The sequence below is a fragment of the Frigoribacterium sp. AP1 genome (assembly GCF_056680555.1).
Genome location: NZ_CM155288.1, coordinates 1841365 through 1866792, shown reverse-complemented (window position 1 = coordinate 1866792; position 25428 = coordinate 1841365). Strand labels below are relative to the sequence as shown.

Below are 25428 nucleotides of genomic sequence, written 5' to 3'. Positions count from 1 at the left end.
GTCACCCCTTCACGGCGCCGGCGAGCGCGTTCGAGCCGCCGAGGGTGCGCGAGACGAGCACGTACAAGGCGATGACGGGAACCGAGTAGACGATCGAGAACGCGGCGAGCTGCCCGTAGGCGACCGATCCGTACTGACCGAAGAAGTTGAAGATGCTCACGGCAGCCGGCTGCTTGTCGGGGCTGAGCAGCAGCACGAACGGCACGAAGAAGTTTCCCCAGGCCTGGATGAACACGAAGATGAACACCACGGCGATTCCCGGCCGCATGAGCGGCACGACGATGCGCGTCAGGGTCGAGAACATCGAGGCCCCGTCGGTCCACGCGGCCTCCTCGAGCGAGATCGGCACCGAGTCCATGAAGTTCTTCGCCATCCAGATCGCCATCGGCAGGCTGGTCGCGGCCAGGAAGAACACCGTGCCGCCGATCGAGTCGATCAGGTTCAGCGAGACGAACAGGCTGTAGACCGGCACCATCATCGCGGTGATGGGCAGGCCGGTGCCGAACAGGATGCCGTAGAGGAACGGCTTGTTGATGCGCATCCGGTACCGCGAGAGCGGGTACGCCGCGAGGATCGCGACGACGACGGTCACCAGGGCGCAGCCACCCGACACGATGAGGCTGTTGGCCAGCGGGACGAACGAGATCTCGGGCGTCAGCACGGCGGTGAAGTTGTCGAGCGTGAACTGCGACGGCACCTTGGCCGACAGCGTCGCCGACGGGTCGAACGAGGCCAGCAGCAGCCAGGCGAGCGGCACCGCGAAGCAGATCGCGATGACGATCAGCACGGCGTTCGAGACGGCCTTCATGCTGCGGCCGCTGGGTGAGGTCATGCCCATGGTCAGTCGACCTCCGGTTTCAGGGCCCTGATGTAGATGATCGAGAACACCGCTCCGACGAGCAGCATGATCGTGGCGATGGCCGTGCCGAAGCCCAGCTGCGAGAACTGGAAGGCCTCCTGGTAGGCCAGGATCGGCAGCGTCGTGCTGTTCGTGCCCGGTCCGCCGCCGGTCATCACGTAGATCAGCGTGAAGACGGAGAGCGTCTGCAACGTGGTCAGCATGAGGTTGGTCGAGATGCTGCGTCGGATGACCGGCAGCGTGATGTAGACCAGGCGTTGCCAGCCGGTGGCGCCGTCGACCTCGGCCGACTCGGTGATCTCGGGGGGCACCTCCTGCACCGCCGCCGAGTAGACGAGCATCGAGAACGCCGCGCCGCGCCAGATGTTGGCGAGGATCACCGAGAGCATCGGCATCGCGTAGAGCCAGTTGGCGCCCGTGATGCCGAACCACGACAGGACCGTGTTGAGCGTGCCCGCGTCGTTGAAGAACGCGTACGCCGCGAAGGCGGCGACGATCTCGGGCAGCACCCACGCGGCGATGACGAACGTGCCGACGATCGAGCGCACGACCTTGTGGCCGTTCCGCATCAGCAGGGCGAGCCCCAGGCCGACGACGTTCTGGCCGACCACGGCCGAGAAGAAGACGAAGGCGAGCGTCAGCAGCACCGACTTCGGGAAGTCCGGGTCGGCGAACAGCTCGGTGTAGTTGCGGAATCCGATGAACTCCGACCCGCCGGCGGCGTAGCCGGTCAGCGAGGCGTCGGTGAACGAGCCGTAGAAGCTCGAGATGACGGGCCCCAGCAGGAACAGGGCCAGCAGCACGAACGCCGGGACGAGCGGCAGGGTGCGGGCACCGGTGCGCAGGGCGCGCGCCTTCGACGTACCCGCCCGGCGACCCGACTTCTCGCCGTGGGGCCCGGGGCCGGGCCCGGAGGCCCCCGGTCGGCCGCTCTCACGGCCGACCGGGGTGGGGGCGATGGTCGCCATCCGGCTAGTCCCCCGCCTTCTGCGTCTGGTCCTCGCCGACGATGCCGACCAGTTGGTCGTCGAACGCGGCCGCCGCCTCCTCGGGCGACTGCTGCCCGGTCATGACGGCCTCCATCGCGACGGTGATCTCGTTCGAGATGCGGCTGTAGTCGGTGGTCGCCGGACGGAAGTGCGTCACCGGCACGATCGACGAGAAGAACTCGAAGGTCGGGTTGCTGCCGACGTACTCGGGGTCCTCCGCGACGTCGCTGCGCACCGCGATCTGGCTGGCGGCGATGTCGTAGCTCTGCGAGCCGTCCTTGTCGAGCGCGTCGGCGATGAACTCGAACGCCTTGTCGGGGTTCTTCGTCTTCGAGCCGACGGCCAGCGTCCAGCCGCCCGACATGCTCGTCGCGCCCGGCTTCGCACCGTCCTGGGTGGGCATGGGCGCCTGGCCCATCACGTCGTTCCACTCGGGCCACGGGTTGGTGCCGGTCTCGAGCCAGGTGCCGCTCATCCACGAGCCGTCCAGGGCGATGGCGAGCTTGCCCTGCGGAAGCCACTCACCACCGACGATGGTGGCGATGTTGGTGTCCAGCGCCTCCTCGGGTTTCGGTCCGATGCCGCCCTGGTAGACGTCCTCGATGAAGCCGAGCGAGTCGACGAAGCCCTGCGAGTCGGTGAGCCACTTGCCGGTCTCGTCGTCGTAGAGGGTGCCGGTCGGCGTGCCGTAGAGCAGCATCTCGAAGCCCTGCATGGTCGCGCCCTCGCCCTGCGGCTTGCCCGAGTAGACGTTCAGCGGGACCACGTCGGGCACCTTCGCCTTGACCGTCTCGGCCGCGTCGAGCACGTCCTGCCAGGTCTTCGGCTCCCACGGCACGGGCAGCCCCGCCTGCGCGAAGAGGTCCTTGTTGTACCAGAGGGCCCGCGTGTCGGTGCCCATCGGGATGCCGTAGGTCTTGCCGTCCTCGCCGACGCCCGCCTCCTTGGCGTTGTCGTAGAACTTCTCCCAGTCGTCCCACGCGTCGGTGTACTCGTCGAGCGGCAGCAGATAGCCGGCCGCCGCGTCGCTCTTCACCTTGAACGTGTCCTCGTACATGACGTCGGGTGCGGTGGCCGCCGACCGGTTCATCAGCGCGAGCTTGGTGAAGTAGTCGTCGTTCTGCGCCGCGATGGGCACGAACTCGACCTTCATGCCGGGGTTGGCCGCCTCGAAGGTCTTCGCGGTCTCTTTCATGTGGGCGTCCATCTGCGTGAACGTCCCGAACTTCTGGTACGCGACCTTGATGGTGTCGGAGTCGCCGCTACCGGCACCCCCCGAGCATCCCGAGGCCAGCAGGGCCGTGGCGACCGCTGCGGCGGCGACGGCCAGTGCGCGCTTGCGCCCCCGGGCCGAGGTGAACGTGCGTGACATGGTGCTCCCTTGCTCCAGTCGCGTCGGCGTCGGGCTGCTCTGCCCGACCGCGATTCGATTACTACATCGTATGGAGTAACTCGTGTCAAGATCCTCGCGCGCAACGGTCCGGTAACGACGCGACGGCCGAGGAGGCGCGGGCCACGACCGCAGGAGGCGCGGGTCACGCAGGAGTCGCGGGTCACGACGCCAGGAGGCGCGGGTCCCGACCGCAGGAGGCGCGGCTCGGCCCCGTCAGGCGCGGATCAGCAGGGCGGACGGTCGCGGCGAGAACGTCTGGTCGAGCACCAGGCAGGCCGCTCCGACGGCCGCGACGTCGATGCCGATCGACGACTCGACGAGCCGGATCGGGTGCTTCGGGACCAACGCCGGGTCGTCGCGGAGCGCGGCCGGCAGCACCGCGAGGACGTGCCGCGACAGCGGCGCCCAGAACGGCCCGCCGAAGACGACCTCGTCGAGGTCGAGCAGGTTGACGATGGTCACCAGGGCCCGGGCCAGGTGGCGCCCGGCTCCGTGCAGCACGTGCGAGGCCCCGGCGTCACCCGCGTCGGCCTTGCCGACCAGGGCGCCGAACGCCTCGTCGATGCGACGCATGTCGACGTCGTCCCCGCTGCGTGCCGCCTCGGCGAGCGCGTCGTCCGACACGTCTCCCTCGACCAGCACGCCCGTGGCGACGGCCTCGCGCACGAGGGCGTGCGGCGTGATCAGCTCGCCCACGCAGCCGATCCGCCCGCAGGTGCAGCGGTGACCGTGGTCGTCGACCATCACGTGCCCCGAGTCCCCCGCGTTCGCGCTGGCCCCGCGCAGCACGTCGCCGCCGAGCACGAGCCCGGTGCCGTAACCGGTGCCGTAGTAGACGAAGGCGAAGTCGCTGCGCTCACCCGCGCCTCCGTCGCTCAGCCAGAGCTCGGCGACCGCGCAGGCCGTGACGTCCTTCTCGAGCAGGACGGGCAGGCCGGTGGCCTCGCTGAGCGCCCGGCGCAGCGGCACGTGCCGCCAGAGCGGCATCATCGGCGGGTCGAGCACGAGGCCGGGCCCGATGTCGACCGGGCCGGGTGAGGCGATGCCGACGCCCAGCAGCAGGTCGCGGTCGACGCCGCTCGAGACGACCAGCCCGTCGATGGCCCGCGCCATCAGGGCCACCACCTCGTCGGGTTCGCTGGCGGACGGGGTGAGCTCGCGGGCGTGGGCCACGACCGTGCCCACGAGGTCGAGCAGCACGAACGTCAGGACGGCCGGATCGACGTGCACGCCGACCGCGAAGCGCCCCCGGGACTCGAGCTGCAGCATGGTGCGGGGCTTGCCGGGGCCGCTGATCACGGTGCCGCTCTCCCGGATGAGGCCTGCCTCGATCAGCCGGCGCGAGACGTTCGTCACGGCTTGCGGGCTGAGTCCGGTGCGCCCGGCGATCTCGGTCCGGCTGAGGCCCGCGCTCTCTCGCCGGATCGCGTCGAGCACGACCGACCGGTTGTAGCCGCCGATCGCCGGCAGGTTCGTCCCGCGGTTCATTCTCGTCATCATCCACGACGTCGGGGGTCGCGCGCGCGCCGCGACCCGTCATCCGTCCGGCGGTGGTGCCCGTCGGGAGGCCCCGTTACCCTGATGCCATGTCTGGTCTGCGCCTCGAAGAACTGTCCGCCGCCACCGTCGTCGCGGCCAACAACCTCACGCTCAAGCCGGGGCAAGAGCAGTTCGTCGCCCCCGTCTCGCACTCGATCGCCGAGGCCTACGTCAACCCGACCACGGCCTGGCCCCGCGTCGTCGTCGACGACGACGGCACGGTCGTCGGCTTCATCATGGGCAACTTCGACGCCGAAGCCGACGACGAGGCACTGCGCAGCTGCATCTGGCGCATCAACGTCGAGGCCGACGCCCAGGGCCGGGGCATCGGGCGGTTCGCCGTCCACGCCCTCGCCGACGAGGCCCGCAGCCGCGGCTTCGACCGCGTCACCGTCATCTACGAGCCGGGCGACGACGGCCCCGAAGAGTTCTTCCACCACATCGGCTTCGAGGTCATCGGCGAGACCCCCTACGGCGAGCACGTCGCAGGGTTGACCCTGGCGTCGTCGCAGGTCTGAGTCGGCACCGCGTGGGGCCGTCGTCGTGACGCCGGACGCGCCCGGCCCCGGGGACGAGCCCGGGTCCGTCGCCGGGACCGGATGCGACCCCGGGCCCGTTCCCGACACGGGGCCCGTTCCCGACACGGGGCCGGGGCCCGGGCCCGGGCCCGCAGCCGACTCCCGGCCCCACCCCGACGACTTCGTCTCGCGGGTGATCGCCGTGGTCGAGTCGATCCCGCCGGGACACGTGATGACCTACGGCTCGGTCGCCGCGGCCCTCGGCTCACGGGCCTCCCGTGGCGTCGGCCAGGTGATGGCGTACGCGGGGGCCGACCTGCCCTGGTGGCGGGTGATCCGCGCGTCGGGCCATGCCCCGCGCGACCACGAGCAGCGGGCCCTCGAGCAGTACCGCGTCGAGGGCACGCCTATCGTGTGGAGCCGGTCGGGTACCTTCCGCGTCGATCTCGAGCGCGCCTCCTACCGTCCTTGACGGGGTGCGCTCAGCGCGTCCGGTCGTACGGGGTCGTCGTCGACACGGCGACCAGGCCCGACCGCTCGAGGATCGGACGCGAGTCGTCGGTCGAGTCACTGTGCACGAGGGTCTTGCCCTGCGCGAGGGCGGAACGCGCCCGTGCGGCGGTCAACGCCCGGTAGATGCCGCGGTGGCGGTACGCCTCGAGGGTGGCACCGCCCCAGATGCCGACGAACTGCGTGCCGGGCACGGGTTCGAGTCGGCCACCGCTGACCATGCGTCCGTCGACCTCGGCGACCCAGAGCTCCATGCCGTCGTCGCGACCCAGCCGCGAGAGCAGCGCGTCGGCCGTCCGCGCGTCGACCGCTTCGCCGAACGCCTCGTCGACCATCGCGCTCATCGCCCGCACGTCCGCCCCGGTGATGACCCGACGGATGGTCACCCCCTCGGGCGCGTCCCCGAGACCCGCCAACGCCGTGAGCGGTCCGATCATGACGGACTCGGGCTCGCCGGGCTCGAAGCCCGAGGCCACGAGCGCGTCGTGCAGCCCGGGCGCCCGGTCGTGGCCCCGCGTCTTCCACTCGACCCGGGTGATCTCGGCGTCGGCGTCGAAGTGCTCGACGGCGGCGGCCACGAGCGCGCGCACCGCGTCGGCGTCGGCCACGCCGAGGTCGCGGTAGGTGACGAACCCGCGGCCACCGGCGAAGGTGACGAGCCGCAACGGACCGTGCCGGGTGACGCCGATCGCGCTCGGCGTCTCGGCGTCGGTGCGGAGTTGCTCGTCGTAGGTCTGCAGGTAGGTCGTCGCGTCGATCATCGGGGCCACGCTAGCCGGGCCGCGATCTCACACGAGCGAGTCGCGCCACGCGGCGTGCAGCTGCGCGAAACGGCCGGTGCCCGCGATCAGGTCGTCGGGGGTGCCGTCCTCGACGATGGTGCCGTGCTCCATGACGAGGACCCGATCGGCGATGGCCACCGTCGACAGACGGTGCGCGATGATGACCGCGGTGCGGTCGGCGAGCAGGGTCTGCAACGCCTCCTGCACCATGCGCTCGGACGGGATGTCGAGCGACGCCGTCGCCTCGTCGAGGATCAGCACGCTCGGGTCCGCGATGAACGCCCGGGCGAACGACAGCAGCTGACGTTGCCCGGCCGACACCCGACCGCCGCGCTTGTTCACGTCGGTGTCGTACCCGTCGGGCAGGGCCTCGATGAACTCGTGCGCCCCGACCGCCTTCGCCGCGCGCACGATCTCGTCGCGCGTCGCGTCGGGCTTGCCGAGCGAGATGTTGTCGGCCACCGAACCCGAGAAGAGGTACGCCTCTTGCGTGACCATGACGATCGCGCGGCGCAGGTCTTTCGGGTGCAGGTCGCGCAGGTCGATGCCGTCGAGCGTCACCGCCCCGCGCGTCGGGTCGTAGAAGCGCGAGATGAGCTTCGCCAACGTCGACTTTCCGGCCCCGGTCGACCCGACGAGGGCGATGGTCTGCCCCGCCGGCACGTGGAGGTCGAAGCCGGGCAGCACGACCGTGTCGGCGTTGTAGGCGAACTCGACGTCGTCGAAGTGCACCTGTCCCTTCGCGTGCCACAGGTCGACCGGGCGCGTCGGGTCGGGCACGCTCGGCTGCTCCTCGAGCACGCCCGAGATCTTCTCGAGCGCGGCCGACGCCGACTGGTAGCCGTTGTAGAACATGGCCATCTCTTCGGCCGGGTCGAAGAACCGCTTCGCGTAGAGCGCCACCGCGAGCAGGGCGCCGATCTCGAGCGAACCGTCGATCACCCGGAAGCCGCCGAAGAGCACGACCGCCGCGAGGGTCGCGTTGCCGATGAGCACCAGGCCCGGGTCGAAGGTGCCGAACAGCGTGAACACCTTCGAGTTGGCCTGCCGGTAGTCCTCGACGTGACCGGCGTACTCCTTCTCGTTGCGCGCCTCCTTGCGGAAGGCCTGCACCGCGCGCATGCCCGTCATCGTCTCGACGAAGTGCACGATGACGCGGGCACTCGTGACGCGGGTGGCCCGGAACAGCTTCTGCGAGCGCACCTGGAACCACCTGGTCAGAGCCACGAGCGGCACGAGGGCCACGGCGAGGACGAGGCCGCTCCGCGGGTCGAGCGCGACGAGGGCGACGGCGGTGAAGACCATGTACAGCAGGCCCGAGACGAGTTGGTTGATGCCCGAGTCCAGCAGCTCGCGGATCGAGTCCAGGTCGCTCGTCTGGCGCGAGATGATGCGGCCCGACGTGTACGTCTCGTGGAACTCGAGGCTGAGCCGTTGCGTGTGCAGGAACAGACGCTTGCGCAGGTCGAACAGGATCGCCTGGCTGATGCGCGCCGACAGCACCGTGTACTGCGCCATCAACACCGCACCGATCACGCCGGTCACCAGGTAGGCGACCACGACGAGGATCGCGGGCGCCCAGTCCTGGTCGTCCATCAGCGCCGGCAGGGCCGTGTCGATGCCGATCGCGATCAGGGCCGGACCCGCGACCTGCGAGGCCGTGCTGATGACGACGACGACGCCCATCAGCGCGAGACGCCACCGGAGCGGGTGCACGAGCGACCCGAGGAGGCGCAGCGAACGACGGCGCAGCCTCTTGCTCTCGTCCTTGGTGAAGTTCTCGCGCTCTTCGCCGCGCACGCCCTGCGTCGTCGAGCCCTGCTCGGCGCGCTTCTCGGCGGGGGTGCGTCCGTCGAGTGCCTCGCGTTCGACGGGGCCGTCGGCGACGGCCGGGCGATCGGGACGGTCGTCCTCGAGTGTCGTGTCGGTCATGCCAGCACCTCCTCTCGGCTGGTGGTGGAGTCGTCGTCGAGCGACGAGATGACGTAGCGGTAGTGCTCGTTGCTCGCGATGAGGTCGGAGTGGCGGCCCACCGCGGTGACCGTGCCGTTCTCGAGCAGCGCGACCCGGTCGGCCAGGGTGACCGTCGACGGCCGGTGGGCGACGATCAGGGACGTCGTCGAGGCGAGCACGCGTCTCAGACCGGCCTCGACGCGCGCCTCGGTGTCGACGTCGAGGGCCGACAACGGGTCGTCGAGCACCAGCACGGCCGGGCGGGCCGCGATGGCCCGAGCCAGGGCGAGGCGCTGGCGCTGTCCGCCGGACAGGCTGAGCCCTTCTTCGCCCACCCGGGTGTCGACGCCCTCGGGCAGCCGATCGACGAAGTCGGCCTGGGCGATCTCGAGTGCCTCGCGCATCACCCGGTCGGCCTCGTCGGGGTCGTCCGCGAGATCGGGTCGGCCGAGCAGCACGTTGTCCCGCACGGACGCGCTGAACAGCGTGGCGTCCTCGAACGCCATGCCGATGTGACGGCGGAGCTCTTCGCGGCTGAGATCGCGGACGTCGACGCCGTCGATCAGGACCTGCCCGCCGGTGACGTCGTAGAGCCGCGACACGAGGGACAGGAGCGTGGTCTTGCCCGAGCCGGTGAGACCGACGAGGGCCATCGTCTCGCCGGGCTCGACGACCAGGTCGACCCCGTTGACGAGGTCCGAGAACTGGGCCGGCGAGTCCTGGTAGCGGAAGTGCGTGCCCTTGAACTCGAGGCGACCGTGGGGTTCGGCGATCGTCGACGGGTTCTCGGGGTCGGTCACCGTGTTCTCGCTGTCCATCACCTCGAAGTAGCGGTCGACGGCCGTGCGGGTGTCGAAGGTCATCGACAGCAGGAAGCCGATCGACTCGACCGGCCAGCGCAGCACGGTCGCCGTCGCGAAGAAGGCGAACAGCTGGCCGACGGTCAGCTGGCCGTCGGCGGCGAGCCAGACGCCGCCGAGCAGGCACAGCGCGAAGGCCACGTCGGGGACGAGCAGCAGCCAGAGCCACAGCTTCGAGATGGCCTTGGCCTTCTCGATCTCGGTGCCACGGAGGTCTTCGGCCTGCTTCGCGAACTCGCGCAGCGAGTGCTTGCCGCGACCGAAGGCCTTGAGGACCCGGATGCCGTGGACGCTCTCTTCCACGCTGGTCGCCAGGTCGCCGACCTGGTCCTGGGACCGACGGGCGACGATCGAGTACCGCTTCTCGAAGGCGAAGCTGACGAAGAACACGGGCAGCGACGCGACGAGGAAGACCAGGCCCAACACCCAGCTGTACGAGAACAGCACGACGAAGCCGACGACGATGGTGAGCACGTTGACGACGAGCAGCACGACGCCGAACGCGAGCCAGCGACGGATGAGGCTGAGGTCGCTGACCGACCGGCTCAGCAGCTGGCCGCTCTGCCACCGGTCGTGGAACGCCACCGGCAGGTCTTGCAGCTTGGCGTACAGGGCGTTGCGCATGGTCGCCTCGACGTGGGTGCTCGGGGTGAGCACCAGTCGGCGGCGAGCACCGATCATGATCGCCTCGGCGACGCCGAGGCCCAGCACGACGGCGAAGGCGGGCCACACCTGCGACCGGTCACCGCTCGACAACGGTCCGTCGACGAGGAGCTGCAGGACGAGGGGGATCAGCAGGGCGACGACGGCGGCGAGCAGGGCCGCGACCATGCCGAGCACGATGCGGGGCAGGGCAGGCTTGACGTACGGGTACAGCCGGGTGAGTGACTGCACCGTCGAGGGACGCTTCGCGGCGTCGGGCGGACGGGCGGACGAGGACTTCTGAGACATGGGTGATCCAAGTGTCGTGATCTGGCACAGGCGACAGCGCAGAGCGCTGACCCGTTGTGGAGAAAGGTGGTGCGGCGACCGTCCTGGGGAGGATGCCTGGTCGCGCGGTCTCGCCCGGAGCGTCGCCGGGCGGGGTGTCGGAGTGGTGCCGGTGGGCGGCGGGCCGTCTCGTCTAGCTGATCGGCGCCGGGCTCGGATACGCCGAGGAGGCGCGACCCACGCGAGCACCGTCGGTGGCCGTGCCCACCGTGGTCAGTGTCGTCGTCGTCATCATGTCCTCCTGAGTGTCGTCGTCCGTCCGTGCGGTCGTGTCCGACCGGCTGTGAGCAGCCTTACAGGATATGCGTGCCGTCGACTCCGCCGCAAGACGGAATCGTTCGGATCGGTGGACGACGCGACACGCGCCTCCGAACCCTCGTCGACGGCGACCTAGTGGAAGAAGTGGCGCTCGCCCGTGAAGTACATGGTCACGCCGGCGGCCTTCGCCGCGGCCACGACCTCGTCGTCGCGGATCGACCCGCCGGGCTGCACCACCGCGGCCACGCCGGCGTCGAGCAGCACCTGCAGGCCGTCGGCGAACGGGAAGAACGCGTCGGACGCCGCGACCGACCCGGCGGCGCGGGCCCCGGCGCGGTCGACGGCGAGGTGGCACGAGTCGACCCGGTTGACCTGGCCCATGCCGACGCCGACCGATGCCCCGCCCGAGGCGAGCAGGATCGCGTTCGACTTGACGGCGCGCGAGGCCTTCCAGGCGAACTCGAGGTCGGCACGCGTCGCGGCGTCGGCCTCGTCGCCGGCGACCAGCGTCCAGGCGTCGGACGTGAACCCGTCGAAGCGGTCGGCGTCCTGGACGAGCAGACCGCCCGAGATCTGCTTGACCTCGCGGGCGTCGCGCGTGAAGTCGGCGGGCAGGGTCAGCAGGCGGATGTTCTTCTTCGCGCTGAGGATCTCGACGGCCTCGGGCTCGAACGCCGGGGCGATGACGACCTCGGTGAAGATGTCCTTCACCGTCTCGGCCATGGCTCGCGTGACCGGGCGGTTGGCCGCGATGACGCCGCCGAACGCCGAGACGGGGTCGCAGGCGTGGGCCCGCTGGTGCGCGTCGGCGATGGCGTCGACGGCGTCGGGGGAAGCGACGGCGATGCCGCACGGGTTCGCGTGCTTGATGATCGCGACGGCCGGCTCGTCGAAGTCGAACGCGGCGCGCAGGGCCGCGTCGGCGTCGACGTAGTTGTTGTACGACATCTCTTTGCCGTGCAGCTGCGTCGCCTGCGCGATGCCGTGGGCCCCGGGCGTCGCGTAGATCGCGGCGGCCTGGTGGGCGTTCTCGCCGTAGCGGAGGGTGTGCTGCCGCTCGGCCGAGAGGGTGACCGTGGGCTCGAAGTCGGCCCGCGCCTCCTGCTCGTCGACGACGGACGAGGAGGCGCCGGTCGCCGCGGCGGATGCGTCGGCCTCGGCGCGCGCACCCACGTGTGCGGCGAAGTACGCCGCGACTGCCGTGTCGTACGCGGCCGTGTGGGCGAAGGCCTCACCGGCGAGACGCTGACGCTGGGCCAGGGTCGTGCCGCCGAGCGTGAGCGCCTTGACGACCTGCGGGTAGTTCGTCGGTGACACGACGATGGCGACGTTCGCGTGGTTCTTCGCGGCGGCCCGCACCATGGCGGGCCCGCCGATGTCGACGTTCTCGATGACGGTCGGCACGTCGGCACCCGACGCGACGGTCTCGACGAACGGGTAGAGGTTGACGACGACGAGCTCGAACGCGGCGATGTCGAGTTCGGCCAGCTGGGCCTCGTGCGCCTCGAGCCGCAGGTCGGCGAGGATGCCGGCGTGCACAGCGGGGTGCAGGGTCTTGACGCGACCGTCGAGCGACTCGGGGAACCCGGTGACGCTGCTGACGTCGGTGACGGCGTGGCCGGCGTCGCGGATGGTCTGGGCGGTCGAGCCGGTCGACACGATCTCGACGCCGGAGGCCGACAGGGCGGCGGCCAGGTCGAGCAGGCCCGTCTTGTCGCTGACGCTGATCAGCGCCCGTCGCACGGGCACAGCGTCACGGTCGCGGTAGAGGCTGGGATCGATGGCGTGGCCGCTCATGCGGTGGGCTCCTGTTCGAGAGAGATCGTTCCGTTGGCGATGTCGAGCACGGTCTGGACGAGCAGTTCGCGCTCGACGACCTTGATGCGGTCGTGCAGCGACGACTCGTCGTCGCCGGGCAGCACCGGGATGCGGCGTTGCGCGAGGATCGGGCCGCTGTCGACGCCCTCGTCGACGACGATCACGCTGGCGCCGGTCTGCTCGACGCCGGCCGCGAGCGCGTCACGCACGCCGTGCGCCCCGGGGAACTCGGGCAGGTAGGCGGGGTGCGTGTTGATCAGGTTCGGGGCGAGGGCGGCGACGACCCGCGGCGGCACGAGCCGCATGAAGCCGCTGAGCACCACGAGGTCGGGCTGCCACTGCTCGATCTGGGCGAGCAGTTCGTCACCCCAGGCGGCACGATCGGCGAAGTTCGAGAAGGCGACCGAGAAGGTCGGCACCCCGAAGTGCTCGGCGTGCTCGAAGCCGTCGGCCTCGCGGTCGGCGCCGACGGCGACCACGCGGGCCGGGTACTCGGCGTCGCTCGCGGCCTCGAGCAGCGCCCGGAGGTTCGAGCCGCCACCGGAGATGAGCACCACGAGCTTCAGCACCCGGCAAGCCTAGCGGGCCGGGCACGCGCGCCGTGGGGCGGCGGAGACGGGGCTCGCTCGTCGGTCGGTCGGCCGGACGACGACGTCAGCGCGTGATGCCCTCGATGCGCTCGGTGTCGTCACCGTCGTGCCGCGGGGCAGCCACGGGCACGGGCCCGGTCGTCGCGGTCGCGTCGACATCCGGATCGTCGCGCCGCTTCGTGCGGGGCCCGTCCGACGTGGTCTCGGCCCGCTCTCCCGCGAACCTCGGCGGCGTGACGACCATGGCCAGCACACCGGCGACGGCGAACTCGAGCGCCGCGAACCCGCCGACCAGCAGCGGGTCCGGTCCGACCTCGGTCAGTCGCCCGGGCCCGGCCGAACCCGAGGCCGCCCAGGCGAGCAGGCCCAGCAGCACTCCCCCGACGAGCCCGCCGACGACCGCGGCGACGATGCGACGGACCATGTCGTCGACACCGTGCCCGGCGAGCATCCGCTGCAGCTTCGGCCTCAGCAGCGTCGCGCAGACGTACGCGGCGACGACCGGCACCAGCAGCCCGACGAACCCGAACGTCAGGTCGGCGGTGGGCAGGGCGCCGAGGAAGGGGATCGCGGGCATCGGACCGACGGCGGTGCCGAGGGGCGAGATCGACGACCCGGTGCCGATGGCGAAGCCGGGGCCGACCAGCCACGACGCCGCCCACACGACGACGTCGGGGAGCAACGCGAGCTGACCGAGCGTCAGCGCGAGTCCGCCGAGGAACCCGCCGTGCGCGCCTTCGTACAGGGTGATGATCTCGGCGTAGTTCGTCACGATCAGCACCGAGACGACCAGGGCCGACACGGTCAGGACGGTGGACGCGGCCGCGGTCCCGAGGCGCAGCCCGGCGGCCGCGATGCCGGTCACCTGTCCGGGCAGCCGGGACAGCAGCCCGACGACGGCACCGGTGACCGGGTCGGCGGTCTCGCCCCGTCGACGGCGCGTGACCTCGGCCATGGCCACGACGGGCACGGCGTAGACGAGCGCGGGCAGCAGGGTGCCCTGCCACACCGACGGGCGCGCGAGCTCGTGCTGCGCCGAGGCCGCCAGGGCGAGGGACAGCAGGGCGAAGGTGCCGATCGTGACGAGCACGCCGGTCGTGCGGTGGGCGGTCTCGGCGGCGGCGCGGCCGGCGCGGACCCCCATCAGCACCGTGAGCAGGGCGAAGCCGAGCGCGGCCAGCGAGACGACGATGGGGGCGTCGGCCCCGGGGATGCCCGTCGCCGCGGCCGCGTCGGCGCTGAGCTGGACGGTCAGGTCGGCTCCGTGCCCGACGAGCCACGAGTCGACGGCTGCTCGCCAGAAGACGACCCAGTCGATCTGCAGGCCGTACTGGAACGCCCAGAGCGAGGTCAGCACGACGAGGGGGATGCCGACGCCGATGGCCACGACGAGCAGGGCTTCGAGCGCGGAGAAGAGGGCGGTGACTGGGCGGTTCATCGCGAGCGACTGTACCGGTGCCGACCGGGGCCGGCCTGCTGCCCCGCCGCCCACGACGACGACACCGGTCGGCAGCCGTGCCGCGCCTGCACCGCGCCCACACGGACGACGACGGGCGTGTCCGTCGTGACCGGGCGTCCGAGGACGACCGGCCGTGACGAACACGCCCGTCGAGGAGGCGCGGGTCGGCCCCTAGAGGGAGGCGTAGACCTCGCGGAGCAGCGCCGCGGTCTCGCTCGGCGTCTTGCCGACCTTGACGCCGGCGGCCTCGAGTGCCTCTTTCTTGGCCTGGGCGGTGCCGGCCGAGCCGGACACGATCGCACCGGCGTGACCCATCGTCTTGCCCTCGGGGGCTGTGAAGCCCGCGACGTAGCCGACGACGGGCTTGGTGACGTGCGCCTTGATGTAGTCGGCGGCGCGCTCTTCGGCGTCGCCGCCGATCTCGCCGATCATGACGATCGCCTTGGTGTCGGGGTCGGCCTCGAACGCCTCGAGGGCGTCGATGTGCGTCGTGCCGATGACCGGGTCGCCGCCGATGCCGATGGCGGTCGAGAAGCCGAGGTCGCGCAGCTCGAACATCATCTGGTAGGTCAGGGTGCCCGACTTCGAGACCAGGCCGATGGGCCCCGAACCCGAGATCGAGGCGGGCGTGATGCCGACCAGCGACTCACCCGGCGTGATGATGCCGGGGCAGTTCGGACCGATGATGCGGGTCGTGCCGCCCTTGGCCTTGGCGAGCGCCCAGAACTCGGCCGCGTCTTGCACCGGGATGCCCTCGGTGATGACGACGACGAGCGGCACCTCGGCCTCGATGGCCTCGACGACGGCGTCCTTGGCGAACGCCGGCGGTACGAAGACGATCGAGACGTCGGCGCTGGTCTCGGCGACGGCCTCGGTGACGGTGCCGAAGACGGGCAGCTCGACGTCACCGTGGGTGACGGTCGTGCCGGCCTTGCGGGCGTTGACGCCACCGACGACCTGGGTTCCGGCCTTGAGCATGAGGGCGGTGTGCTTGGTGCCCTCGCCGCCGGTGATGCCCTGGACGATGACCTTGCTGTCCTTGTTGAGGAAGATCGACATTGTTCTGTGCAGTCCTTACTTCGAAGCCAGCTCGGCGGCCTTGTCGGCAGCCTCGTCCATGGTCGCGACGACGGTGACCAGCGGGTGCGCCGCCTCCGCCAGGATGCGTCGACCCTCGTCGACGTTGTTGCCGTCGAGTCGCACGACGAGCGGCTTGGTGGCCGCGTCACCGAGGATGCCGAGGGCGGCGACGATGCCGTTGGCGACCGCGTCACAGGCGGTGATGCCACCGAAGACGTTGACGAAGACGCTCTTGACCTGGGCGTCGCCCAGGATCACGTCGAGCCCCGCCGCCATGACCTCGGCGCTCGCTCCGCCGCCGATGTCGAGGAAGTTGGCGGGCTTCACGCCGCCGTGCGCCTCGCCGGCGTAGGCGACGACGTCGAGCGTCGACATGACGAGCCCGGCGCCGTTGCCGATGATGCCGACCTCGCCGTCGAGCTTCACGTAGTTGAGGCCCGCGGCCTTGGCCTTCGCCTCGAGCGGGTCGGCCGCGTCGGCGTCCTCGAGCTCGGCGTGGCCGGGGTGACGGAACTCTGCGTTCTCGTCGATCGAGACCTTGCCGTCGAGGGCGACGATGTCGCCCTGCTCGGTGAGGACGAGCGGGTTGACCTCGACGAGCGTGGCGTCCTCGCCCTCGTAGACGGCGTAGAGCTTGACCAGCACGGGCGCGACCTTCTCGATCAGCTCGTCGGGGAACCCGCCGGCCTTCGCGATCTCGGTGGCCTTCGCCAGGTCGATGCCCGAGCGGGGGTCGACCTCGATGCGCGCGAGGGCGTCGGGCTTCTCGACGGCGAGCTGCTCGATCTCCATGCCGCCCTCGACGCTGCAGAGCGAGAGGTACGAGCGGTTGGCGCGGTCGAGCAGCACCGAGAAGTAGAACTCCTGAGCGATCTGGGCGCCACCGGCGATCATGACGCGCTTGACGACGTGGCCCTTGATGTTGAGCCCGAGGATGTCCTTCGCTGCGGCCTCGGCGTCGTCCGGGGTCTTCGCCACCTTCACGCCGCCGGCCTTGCCGCGGCCGCCGACCTTGACCTGGGCCTTCACGACGGTGACGCCACCCAGCTTCTCGGACGCCGCTCGCGCCTCCTCGGGGGTGTCGGCCACGATGCCCGGCAACACGGGCACGCCGTACTGCTCGAACAGGTCTCTGGCCTGGTACTCGAAAAGATCCACGCTGTTCTTCCAATCCGCATCGCTGCGTCGTCTCACCATGATCCGTCTCGACATCGAGCCATCTCGACATGAAGACATCTGGGCCAGCGGTCAGCCTAGCGGGCGACCCGAGGGGTACGCCGAGCGTCGCGTCTGCTGTGAGCATCGGCGGCCACCGATGACCTGGGGAGTAGACGAGAGTCATCCCGACAGAACGAGAAGACGGAGACACGCATGTCGAAAGAGAAGAACCTCGCCACGCAGGAACGCATCGGCGAGATCCTGACCGCCCGTGAGATCGACCGCCTCGGCGAGGGCTTCCACGCCGACGTCGTCGACCACGACCCGGCCCCCGACGCACCCGCCGGCCTCGCGGGCATCCAGGCCTTCTGGACCGAGTTCTTCGCGGCCTTCCCCGACGCCGACCTGGGCGTCGAGACGCTCGTCGCCGACGACGAGAACGTCACCGCGGTCTTCACGATCTCGGGCACGCACACGGGCACGTTCCAGGGCGCCGAGCCCACGGGCAAGTCGTTCACCGTGCGCGGCATCCAGGTCGGCCGCTTCGACGAGGACGGCCTGCTGGTCGAGCGCTGGGGCGCCACCGACGAGGCCGGCCTCAAACAGCAGCTCGGCCTGGCCTGAGCCGCTTCCCCACCACCCCGCACCGCTTTCGGAAGGACGCATCATGAGCGACACCAACACCCCCGCAGCATCGGGCGACCAGCCCTACGACCAGGCCGACGAGTTCGCCGAGTCCGAGCAGATCGCGACCAACGACGCGGTCGCCGGCGAGACGGTCTTCCCCGGCGTCGGCGAGGGCAACGACGGCCCCACCGGTGGCGCGCCCCGCGAGGGCTCGCCCGAGTACGCCTCGAACGACCTCGAGGGCGACGAGATCGACCTCGACGAGACCGAGTGACCTCGGTCACCACCGTCTGACAACACCCCCGCCGCAGCTCGCGGCGGGGGTGTCGTCACGTCACGGCTCCTCCCCCGGCCCGCGTCGTCGAGAACAGTGCACAGGAGGCGCGGTGCCGGCCTCGGCAGCCGGGGTCGCTGCCCGATCGTCGGTGCATGACTTCACCACACAGCGCCCTCCGTCCCCCCAGACGGCGCCTCGCGCTCGCCCTCGCCCTCTTGTTCTCCGTCGTCGTCGGCCTGCTCGGCCACGCCCCGGCCGCCGCCGTCACCGGCACGGGACTCGGCCCGGGCCACCTCTGGCGCGGCGACGGCGTCTCGTGGCTCGGCACGTACCGGCTCGACGACGGCACCCAGGCGTTCTGCCTCGAAGCGGGCAAGACCTCTCCCGTCGGCAACCACTACGACACGACCACGGGTGGCGACGTGATCGGCGTCTCGACCGACGACCACGCGCGCCTCGCCTACATCGCCCGCACCTGGGGCGGCACGACCGACGCCGACACGGCCGCCGCGGGACAACTCGCGGTCTGGACCATCACCGGCCTGAACGGCCACACGCAGCGGTACTACGCCGGCCGTGCCAACGAGCGATGGCCGATCGTGCTCGAACGCGCGAACCAGATGCTCGCCGAGGCCTCGTCCGCCGCGTCGAAGTCGGTCGCGGCAGCGATCACCGTCGAGCTCTCGGACGACGGCACGGGGCTCATCCGCCCCGACCTCACGGTCGACCGCGTGACGGGTGGGCCGACGGCCCTCGAGCCCACGCATGCGGGCACGGTCACCCTGGACGGAGCCGTGTTCGCGGACGGCTCGACCACGGCCCTCGTCCGCAACGGCGAGAGCGTGCCCGTCACCGCCACCGGTGACGCCGCCCAGCTCACCGTGAACGCCTCGGTCGAGTTCGTCGATCTGCCGTACGGACGGGTGACCACGGTGGGGAACAGCCCTGCGGGCTCGCAGATGATCCTGTTCTCGGGCGGGGTCGCGGCCTCGGCGGTCGAGTCCGCGAGCGTCGAGCAGCTGTCGCCCCTGCCGTTCCAGCCGACGGTGTCGACGATCACCAGCGACACCGTGGCCGAGGCCGGGACTTTCGTCACCGACCAGGTGACGCTCGGCGTGCGGCCCGGTGACGGGCTCCTGTCGGAGTGGGGGCGATACGACGACGCCGGCACGTGGCGACCCGTCCCGGTCACGGTGCGCAGCCGGCTGCTGGGCCCCTTCCTCGCCCCCGTGACCCCGGCGGCCGAGTGGCCGGACGACGCTCCGTCGGTCTGCGAGGTCGCCCTCGACGTGTCCGACGGTCCGGGCACCTACTCGACGCCGGGCTGCGAACTGCCCGGTGGCGGGTACTACACCTGGGTCGAGACCATCGATCCCTCGGACACGCCGGTCGAGGCCGGGCGTGACCGGGTGGGTTCCTGGCGGTCACCGTTCGGGGTGGCGACCGAGACGACCTTCGTGCCCTGGACGCCGACCATCTCGACCGTGGTGTCCGACGCCGAGATCGACCCGGGTGCCTGCGTCAGCGACGAACTCACCGTCGTCGACCTGCACCCCGACGTGCCCGGTGGGGTCGACGTCGAGTCGGTGCTCGTCGGACCGTTCGCCGAGGCCCGGGCCGTGGGAAGCGACCTCGGTCCGATCGACCGCCTCGACCCGGGCCTCGTCGTGGCCCGCGAGACGGTGACCATCGGCGAGGACGGCACGTACGCCACACCGTGCGTCGCCCTCGAGCGACCCGGCACCTACGTCTTCCTGTTCTCGTCGGAGGGGTCGGCTGTCGGCGATGACGGAAGCCGGGTCGTGCCGGCCTTCGCCGACACGACCGTCCACCGGAGCGAGATGGCGACGGTACGGCAGCCGGCGCCGTCCGAGGCTCCTGCTCCCCCGGCAGGGCTGGCCTTCACCGGTTCGGACGGTGGCGGGCGGGCGTTCCTCGTCGCCCTCGGAATCGTCGGGACCGGCTTCGTGCTCGTGGCCGCGGCGAGTGCCTTCCACGTGCGGAGGCGCCGCCTCGCCGAGGGCTCGGACGCAGCCTCCCTCGCGGTCGATGCCGAGGCGCTGTCGTCCTTCGAGCTGGGCGAGGCGCGATGAACCCCCGGGTGCGGGTGCCGCGAGTCGGTCCGGACTCATCCGGCCCGATCGAACGGCACCTGCACCCGAACGGCTTGACCGCTGCCGTCGTCCACGAGGGCGAACCCGGGTGTCGGCCGGTCGGCGAGGTCGGACTTCGTCAGCCGGAGCCCCACCTGGTCACCTTCGGCTGGCAGCTGTGGGCTGAGCACGGCGCCGCACCGGTTGTTCCTCACGTCGACCTGCCAGCCGGCCCACCCCGCCAAGACCTCGCCGGTCGTCCCGGCCACGACGAGCGCTCGACCGGTGTCGGGGCACGACCGGAGGAACTCCGCGAGCCAGTCGGCCGCAGGGCAGTCCTTGAGTTGCTCGCCGTCATCGATGACGAGCACACGGGGGCCGTCGTGGTCGGCGAAGAAAGGGGCGAGGAGGGCCTCCTCGACGGTCCGGGTGGTGATCACCGCGACCACGCCGGGCGACCCCTCGAACGCCCTCAGCGGCGAGCGCCGTGGCGCGACCACGACGACCCCGACGCCTTGGGCGGTGAGCGACCGGACCACGGCGCTCAGGACGGTGCTGCGCCCGCTCTTCGGGGGGCCCGTCACGGCGTAGCTGCCGGGGCCGTCGGCGAGGTCCGGACCCATCGGCACGAGGTCGTCACCACCGACGCCGATCAAGGCGAAGACGGTCGCCGGGTCCGCCGCGATCCGTCGGGACCAGGCGTCGTCGAACGAGATGGGGCCTGCCAGTTGGTCGACGCGGAAGGGCCGACGGCCGCCGGGAACGTGACGGTCACGGTGAGCCGCCTCGGCCCCGCGTCGTCGCAGGGCTTCGGCCTGCGCCTGCCCCGTGGCATCGGCGTCGATCAGTGCGACCTGCGTCTCGATCGAGGTCTCCGCGGTGAAGCCCCGCCCCGGGGGCAGGACGTCGGGAAGTGCTCGCGCGTTCAGGCCGGCGAGGGCGTAGTCGGCCCGATCGGTCAGACGCAGGAGCAGCTTGTCGTCGACCAGGGCCGCGAGCCGGCCTGCCACGAGCTGGCGGTCACCCGTGACGAGCACGTGGACACCGGCTGCGGCTCCCTCACGCAGCAGCAAGCCCACCTGGTCGACGAGCTTGCCGTGCTCGATCTCGGCGAAGGTGCCGGTGAACCCCTCCCACCGGTCGATCATGACGACGAGGTGCGGCAGCCGGTCGATCTCGTGTGCCGTGCGCCGCTGCTCGACCACCCCCGCGTGGCCTCCCGCCGCGAGCACCTGCTGCCGCCGGTAGATCTCGTCGACGAGCTTCGTCAGCAGGCGTCGGACCCGGTCGAGCTGGGTCCGCTGGACGACGGCTCCGACGTGCGGAAGGCTCTCGAGCGGCAGCAGGGCACCACTGCCGCAGTCGATGCCGAAGAGGTGGACGTCGGCGCAGCTCGTGCGTTCGGCGAGGGAAGCCGCGATGGTGCGCAGCACCTGCGAGCGTCCCGTGCGGGGGGCGCCGACGACGAAGAGATGACCCACGGTCTGCAGGTCGAGCGCGGCCGGGGCCTGATGCTGCTCGGCCGGGAAGTCCTGCCTGCCGAAGGCCAGCAGGGGCACGTCTCCGTCGACGCACGCGCCGGCGTCCTGGTCTCCCGGGGTTTCTGCGAGGTCGTCGAGGACGAGCCTGTCCGGCAAGGCGTCGAGCCAGGGACGATGCGGGCGCGGAATTCCGAGACGAGCGGAGGCGGAAGCGAGCGCGTCGACGAGCTCGACGAGGTCGGTACGACCGACGGACTCGGTCGACGCTCGTGGCGGCGGTTCGGCCACGACCCGCCCGAGGTCGTCCCAGCCGAGTGGACTCGACCACACCTCGGGCACGACGTCGGCGACCACGCCCGGACGTCGGCCACCGACACGTCCGGCCTGGAACGGTACGAGCGCGCTCGCACCCAGCCGGACGAAGGCGCGGCCCGGTGTGGACTTGGAGATGCCGGCCGCGTCACCCGCGTCGATCACGTCGCTGCTCTCGCCTGCATCGGTCACGCGCAGGGCGATCCTCAGGTTCGTGTTCGCCCGGATGTCGCCCGTGACGACGCCCGTGGGCCGTTGCGTCGCGAGCACGAGGTGGATTCCGAGGGAACGCCCGCGCTGGGCGATGTTGACGAGGCCGGTCACGAAGTCCGGCAGCTCTCGGACCATGCTCGCGAACTCGTCGATGACGATCAGGAGGCGCGGCAACGGAGGCCTCGCGGCGTCGTCGACCGCGCCCTCCACGTAGTCCTCTAGGTCCTTCGCTCCGACGTCGGCGAGGAGGTGTTCGCGACGTCGGAGCTCGGCCCCGAGCGAGTGCAACGCCCGTTCCACGAGGTGCGTGTCGAGGTCGGTCACCATTCCGACGGTGTGGGGCAGTGGCGCGAAGTCCCGGAACGCGGCACCGCCCTTGTAGTCGACGAGGACGAACGTCATCGACTCCGGGGTGTTGGCGGCGGCGAGCGACGCGACCATGCTCTGGAGCAGTTCGGACTTGCCGGACCCGGTCGTGCCGGCCACGAGACCGTGGGGGCCGTCCCGGCGGAGGTCGAACGAGAACGGGCCGTCGAGGCTCTCTCCGATGACGACCTCGGTCGTGGGGCCCGTGCGAGCCCAGCGGTCGAGTACGGACTCCGGGGTGGGCGGTTCGAGCTGCAGCACGTCGAGCAGTCGTGATCGGGCCGGGAGTCCGCCCGTTCCGCCACCGTCGTCGACGTCGACCAGCGGGGCGACCGCCCGAGCGACGGCCTCGAACCAACCGGCGGGCAACAGGTCGGCCTTGACCTCGTGCACGTCGGCGGTGCGATGCACGTCGAGGGAGTACCGCGTGGGGCCGCAGGTGACGACGGCGACGCATTCCTCGGGAAGGGACCGTCGTTCGGTGTCGACGCACACCGCGTACACGCCGACGGAGGGCCCGTCGCGCAGGACGCGGACGAGCCCGGGCAGTGCCCGCAGCCGCCGCGCACCGTCGACGACGAGGACGATGTCGGTCGCGGCCCGGAGCGTCCCCCGCGATTCCCGCACCGCCCGCTGGCGGGCGTCGATCTCGGCCCCCAGCTCGGCGATCCGACGGGCGACGGTCTCCGCGTCGTTCCCGACCCAGACGGCGGCTGGACGACCGTTCTCCGGACGGGCATGGGGGACGAGGGCCAACCAGGACCAGTCGTCGCCCGCAGCGTGTTCGGTCAGGACGACGAAGCGCACGTCACGGGGGCTCTGGGCGACGGCGAGCTGAGCAAGCATCCACGCGACGAGAGGTCTCGCGTGTTCGGATCGGCCGGCCACCCCGACGACCCCGTGGTCGGCCAGATCGACGGTGACGGGGACGTCGACGGCAGGGCGGGCCACGGTCCGACGGTGCTCGAGTTCGGCCGGGTCCTCGATGGTGACGCCCGAGGGCAGATCCGCGGTGCCGATCCTGACGCGCAGGTGGTCCGGATCGTCACGACGACGTTCCCACAACCGCGAACGACGCCGGGCGGCGATGTCGAGCACGGTCGCGGCGTCGGGGCTGAGGTGTCGCAACTCGCGCTGCAACTGGCGCACGGCGCTCTCGGCATCCGCCGCCACCGCCTCCTTCGTGGCCTGGTGGTCGGCGAGGCGCTGCCGGTGCGAGACCTTGCCGTTGCGCTTGTCGTAGAGGTAGTTGCCCATCATGACCACCGGCGACATGAGCCCGAAGGCGAGGAAGGCGACGTTCCCGAACACGGTGACCATGACGACGGCCATCAGCATCGGCGCGAGCGCCGCGACGATGGGCAGGGGCCGTTTCGTCCCTTGTTGAGGTTCGGCAGGGAACCGGAACGTCGTGGTCGGCGGCTCCGGCAGGAGGCGCGGGGGGCGTGCGTGGTCGAGGGTGCCTCCCCCCTCGCTCACGGTGATGGCGGCGGACGGGTGCCCGGCCGGGGCGACGGCGAGGAGGGTGTCGCCGATGGTGATGACGCAGTGTTCGTCGACCGCGGCCGTGCCGAGGACGGGGACCCGGTCGACGAGCACGAGTGGCCCGCGAGCCTCGTCGTCGGATTCGGCGAAGGCGTCCGCCGTGGGGGTCAGCGTGAAGCGCCCGGCACCGTCGAGTTCGATCGTCGCGACGATCGGGGGCACCTGCGCGTCGTCCAGTCTCACGCCCGCGTCCGGACCGCTGCCGAGGTGCACGAGCCCGACGTCGACGACGTGGATCGTCCCGGCACCGCGGCCTCCGATGACGCGGATGGTGGGCAGGTCGTCGGGGAGGCGGAGGTGCATGGCCGGGCCGCCGAGACCGAGGACGGCACCGTCGAGCAAGACTCCCGAGCTCAGACGCGCGGTCGGATCGACCGGGACGCCGTCGACGGTGATGCTGCCGAGCTCGGCGGTCGGGGCGTGCCGCTCGTGACCGAGTGACGACATGAGGTGCCGTGCCACGGCGTCGACGGTGGTGTCCGGATCGACGAGGACCGAGCGGTCGGCCCGGTGGCCGGTCGGGACGTGCAGGACGGTGACGCTCAGCCTCACGCGGCGGGCACCACGCTGATGCCGTCCACGAACACGTCGACTTCGTCGATCATGCCGAGGACGCCCTCCGGCCCACCGACCTGGCAGGTGACGCGGAGGTCGTACGGCTCGGCCCGGAAGGCGTAGACGAGCGTGGCGTGGAGGCCGGCGTCGGCCTCGACGGCCGCGTACCGCACGCCTCGGAGCCCCTGCCCGAGACCGCTCGCCTCGACCTGCTCGACGACGGGAGGCTCGACCGCGGCGACGTCGCTATCGAAGACCATGGCGCGCAGGGCGACATCACGATCGCCCTCGACGAACCCGTACTGGACGCGCAGCAGCGACGGAGGGGTCGCGATGTCGGGCAGGTAGAGATACCGGCGTTCGTCCTCGGGCGACCAGCGCGCGAGGGCCGAGAGCACCTCCGTCAGCCAGGACCGGGAGGCGCGGGTCGACACCTCGGACCGCTCGGCCACGGCGCGCACGGTCGCCTTGATCCACGATCGAGGTGCGCGGTGGCCGTCATGCGGCCAGGAGGCCGGAAGGGCCACCCAGGTCTCGGGGTCGTGCCCGATGAGGATGTCGAAGTCGGTCGTGGCATCGGTACCGGTCTCGGTCATGGTGCAGGTCGCTTTCTGTGGCGGTCGAGGGGGTTCAGGCGAGGGGCCGGTCGGTGACGAGGCGTCCCTCGGCGTCACGCCAGCGGAAGGTGCTGAGCATGGCGTCGAAGACCTCGGTGAGGGCGTCGACGATGCGGGTGCGTGCGTCGGCGTCCGGGTCTGCTTCTGTTTCTGTCGCGGACTCGCCCGAGGCGGTGACACCCGCCTGCGCGGACCCGATGGTGAGGACGAGGGTGACCAGTCGGTCGTCGTGGCCGGCGACGCGTGCCAGGACGGTCCGACGGCGGAGCGGTGTCAGGCCGGCGGTGTCGTCGGGTGCGGCATGGGCGCCCGGTGGCGGGGCTTCCGCTGCGGGGTCGTCCCAGACGACGGCGGGGTCGCCGGCGAGGACGAAGGGAGCCGCCCCGTGGGTGGCGACCCGTCGCAGCAGCAGCCGGTCGAGGTCGGCATGCTCGGACCGGGTGACGGGCACGGTCGCGACGACGATCGAGCACACGACGTCGGTTCCGGGCAGTGGGCCCGCACTGAGGTACGAGTCGAGCACGCGGCCGTTGACGTCTGCCACCAGAGCTCGTCCGAGCGCCGACCCGAACCGCAGCCGCCAGTC

General features: G+C 71.2%; 20 protein-coding genes. 5 read left to right on the top strand and 15 right to left on the bottom strand.

Going from position 1 to position 25428, the window contains the following annotated elements; all coding sequences use genetic code 11:
- Position 1 precedes the first annotated feature (1 nt).
- The 4 genes from AC1MBW_RS08945 to AC1MBW_RS08930 form a co-directional block, all read right to left on the bottom strand.
- Positions 2-838, bottom strand: coding sequence for a carbohydrate ABC transporter permease (locus AC1MBW_RS08945; RefSeq protein ID WP_480024220.1), 837 nt, complete (start codon positions 836-838; stop codon positions 2-4).
- 2 nt (positions 839-840) lie between these two features.
- On the bottom strand, positions 841-1827 hold the full coding sequence (locus tag AC1MBW_RS08940; RefSeq protein WP_480024219.1) for a carbohydrate ABC transporter permease: 987 nt from the start codon (positions 1825-1827) through the stop codon (positions 841-843).
- Positions 1828-1831: 4 nt separating this feature from the next.
- Positions 1832-3220, bottom strand: coding sequence for an extracellular solute-binding protein (locus AC1MBW_RS08935; protein ID WP_480024218.1), 1389 nt, complete (start codon positions 3218-3220; stop codon positions 1832-1834).
- Positions 3221-3454: 234 nt separating this feature from the next.
- Positions 3455-4729, bottom strand: coding sequence for an ROK family transcriptional regulator (locus tag AC1MBW_RS08930; RefSeq protein ID WP_480024217.1), 1275 nt, complete (start codon positions 4727-4729; stop codon positions 3455-3457).
- A gap of 98 nt (positions 4730-4827) precedes the next feature.
- Here AC1MBW_RS08930 and AC1MBW_RS08925 point away from each other — a divergent pair, with 98 nt between their 5' ends.
- Together AC1MBW_RS08925 and AC1MBW_RS08920 are read left to right on the top strand one after the other, a co-directional pair.
- The gene (locus AC1MBW_RS08925) at positions 4828-5298 is read left to right on the top strand and encodes a GNAT family N-acetyltransferase (protein WP_480024216.1); all 471 of its coding nucleotides are present in this window, start codon (positions 4828-4830) and stop codon (positions 5296-5298) included.
- Positions 5299-5323: 25 nt separating this feature from the next.
- Positions 5324-5770 carry an MGMT family protein gene (locus AC1MBW_RS08920; protein WP_480024215.1) on the top strand — a complete coding sequence of 149 codons (447 nt, stop codon included), beginning with the start codon at positions 5324-5326 and terminating at the stop codon, positions 5768-5770.
- Positions 5771-5780: 10 nt separating this feature from the next.
- Here the strand turns inward: AC1MBW_RS08920 and AC1MBW_RS08915 are convergent, their stop codons facing one another.
- From AC1MBW_RS08915 to sucC, 8 genes are all read right to left on the bottom strand, one after another.
- Entirely contained in the window at positions 5781-6569 is a 789-nt protein-coding gene (locus tag AC1MBW_RS08915; protein ID WP_054147433.1) for a GNAT family N-acetyltransferase, read from the bottom strand.
- A 27-nt stretch (positions 6570-6596) separates the two neighbouring features.
- Positions 6597-8522 carry an ABC transporter ATP-binding protein gene (locus AC1MBW_RS08910; protein WP_480024214.1) on the bottom strand — a complete coding sequence of 642 codons (1926 nt, stop codon included), beginning with the start codon at positions 8520-8522 and terminating at the stop codon, positions 6597-6599.
- A complete protein-coding gene (locus AC1MBW_RS08905) occupies positions 8519-10354 on the bottom strand; it encodes an ABC transporter ATP-binding protein (RefSeq protein WP_480024213.1) in 1836 nt (611 codons plus the stop codon). Before AC1MBW_RS08905 ends, AC1MBW_RS08910 begins: the two co-directional genes overlap by 4 nt.
- A 429-nt stretch (positions 10355-10783) precedes the next feature.
- A complete protein-coding gene (gene purH / locus AC1MBW_RS08900; protein WP_480024212.1) occupies positions 10784-12448 on the bottom strand; it encodes a bifunctional phosphoribosylaminoimidazolecarboxamide formyltransferase/IMP cyclohydrolase in 1665 nt (554 codons plus the stop codon).
- Positions 12445-13038 (bottom strand): phosphoribosylglycinamide formyltransferase, encoded by a 594-nt coding sequence (gene purN / locus AC1MBW_RS08895; RefSeq protein ID WP_071256297.1) that lies wholly within the window; start codon positions 13036-13038, stop codon positions 12445-12447. The genes purH and purN overlap by 4 nt, the downstream gene beginning before the upstream one ends.
- An 85-nt stretch (positions 13039-13123) precedes the next feature.
- Positions 13124-14497 (bottom strand): cell division protein PerM, encoded by a 1374-nt coding sequence (locus AC1MBW_RS08890; protein ID WP_480024211.1) that lies wholly within the window; start codon positions 14495-14497, stop codon positions 13124-13126.
- A gap of 192 nt (positions 14498-14689) precedes the next feature.
- Positions 14690-15577 carry a succinate--CoA ligase subunit alpha gene (gene sucD, locus AC1MBW_RS08885; protein WP_480024210.1) on the bottom strand — a complete coding sequence of 296 codons (888 nt, stop codon included), beginning with the start codon at positions 15575-15577 and terminating at the stop codon, positions 14690-14692.
- A 15-nt stretch (positions 15578-15592) separates the two neighbouring features.
- A complete protein-coding gene (gene sucC, locus AC1MBW_RS08880; protein ID WP_480024209.1) occupies positions 15593-16756 on the bottom strand; it encodes an ADP-forming succinate--CoA ligase subunit beta in 1164 nt (387 codons plus the stop codon).
- Positions 16757-16969: 213 nt separating this feature from the next.
- On the opposite strand from sucC, the gene AC1MBW_RS08875 reads away from it, so the two are divergent.
- The 3 genes from AC1MBW_RS08875 (at position 16970) to AC1MBW_RS08865 (ending at position 19753) form a co-directional block, all read left to right on the top strand.
- Entirely contained in the window at positions 16970-17380 is a 411-nt protein-coding gene (locus AC1MBW_RS08875) for an ester cyclase (protein WP_055974889.1), read from the top strand.
- 43 nt (positions 17381-17423) lie between these two features.
- Positions 17424-17657 carry a hypothetical protein gene (locus tag AC1MBW_RS08870; protein WP_123519640.1) on the top strand — a complete coding sequence of 78 codons (234 nt, stop codon included), beginning with the start codon at positions 17424-17426 and terminating at the stop codon, positions 17655-17657.
- Between the two features lie 155 nt (positions 17658-17812).
- The gene (locus AC1MBW_RS08865; RefSeq protein WP_480024208.1) at positions 17813-19753 is read left to right on the top strand and encodes a thioester domain-containing protein; all 1941 of its coding nucleotides are present in this window, start codon (positions 17813-17815) and stop codon (positions 19751-19753) included.
- Between the two features lie 35 nt (positions 19754-19788).
- Here AC1MBW_RS08865 and AC1MBW_RS08860 read toward each other — a convergent pair whose 3' ends face one another.
- The 3 genes from AC1MBW_RS08860 to AC1MBW_RS08850 are packed head-to-tail and all read right to left on the bottom strand — an operon-like array spanning position 19789 to position 25386.
- Positions 19789-24222 carry an FtsK/SpoIIIE domain-containing protein gene (locus AC1MBW_RS08860; protein WP_480024207.1) on the bottom strand — a complete coding sequence of 1478 codons (4434 nt, stop codon included), beginning with the start codon at positions 24220-24222 and terminating at the stop codon, positions 19789-19791.
- Positions 24219-24821 (bottom strand): hypothetical protein, encoded by a 603-nt coding sequence (locus AC1MBW_RS08855; protein WP_480024206.1) that lies wholly within the window; start codon positions 24819-24821, stop codon positions 24219-24221. Before AC1MBW_RS08855 ends, AC1MBW_RS08860 begins: the two co-directional genes overlap by 4 nt.
- Before the next feature lie 34 nt (positions 24822-24855).
- On the bottom strand, positions 24856-25386 hold the full coding sequence (locus AC1MBW_RS08850; RefSeq protein ID WP_480024205.1) for a hypothetical protein: 531 nt from the start codon (positions 25384-25386) through the stop codon (positions 24856-24858).
- Positions 25387-25428: the final 42 nt, after the last annotated feature.

Bases quoted from the DNA above. Each gene is read 5' to 3' on its own strand.
- AC1MBW_RS08865 (WP_480024208.1), top strand. From the start codon at position 17,813: ATGACTTCACCACACAGCGCCCTCCGTCCCCCCAGACGGCGCCTCGCG.
- AC1MBW_RS08925 (WP_480024216.1), top strand. From the start codon at position 4,828: ATGTCTGGTCTGCGCCTCGAAGAACTGTCCGCCGCCACCGTCGTCGCG.
- AC1MBW_RS08915 (WP_054147433.1), bottom strand. From the start codon at position 6,569: ATGATCGACGCGACGACCTACCTGCAGACCTACGACGAGCAACTCCGC.
- sucD (WP_480024210.1), bottom strand. From the start codon at position 15,577: ATGTCGATCTTCCTCAACAAGGACAGCAAGGTCATCGTCCAGGGCATC.
- AC1MBW_RS08910 (WP_480024214.1), bottom strand. From the start codon at position 8,522: ATGACCGACACGACACTCGAGGACGACCGTCCCGATCGCCCGGCCGTC.
- AC1MBW_RS08935 (WP_480024218.1), bottom strand. From the start codon at position 3,220: ATGTCACGCACGTTCACCTCGGCCCGGGGGCGCAAGCGCGCACTGGCC.
- AC1MBW_RS08875 (WP_055974889.1), top strand. From the start codon at position 16,970: ATGTCGAAAGAGAAGAACCTCGCCACGCAGGAACGCATCGGCGAGATC.
- AC1MBW_RS08940 (WP_480024219.1), bottom strand. From the start codon at position 1,827: ATGGCGACCATCGCCCCCACCCCGGTCGGCCGTGAGAGCGGCCGACCG.
- AC1MBW_RS08930 (WP_480024217.1), bottom strand. From the start codon at position 4,729: ATGAACCGCGGGACGAACCTGCCGGCGATCGGCGGCTACAACCGGTCG.
- AC1MBW_RS08905 (WP_480024213.1), bottom strand. From the start codon at position 10,354: ATGTCTCAGAAGTCCTCGTCCGCCCGTCCGCCCGACGCCGCGAAGCGT.
- AC1MBW_RS08855 (WP_480024206.1), bottom strand. From the start codon at position 24,821: ATGACCGAGACCGGTACCGATGCCACGACCGACTTCGACATCCTCATC.
- AC1MBW_RS08890 (WP_480024211.1), bottom strand. From the start codon at position 14,497: ATGAACCGCCCAGTCACCGCCCTCTTCTCCGCGCTCGAAGCCCTGCTC.
- AC1MBW_RS08945 (WP_480024220.1), bottom strand. From the start codon at position 838: ATGGGCATGACCTCACCCAGCGGCCGCAGCATGAAGGCCGTCTCGAAC.
- purH (WP_480024212.1), bottom strand. From the start codon at position 12,448: ATGAGCGGCCACGCCATCGATCCCAGCCTCTACCGCGACCGTGACGCT.
- AC1MBW_RS08870 (WP_123519640.1), top strand. From the start codon at position 17,424: ATGAGCGACACCAACACCCCCGCAGCATCGGGCGACCAGCCCTACGAC.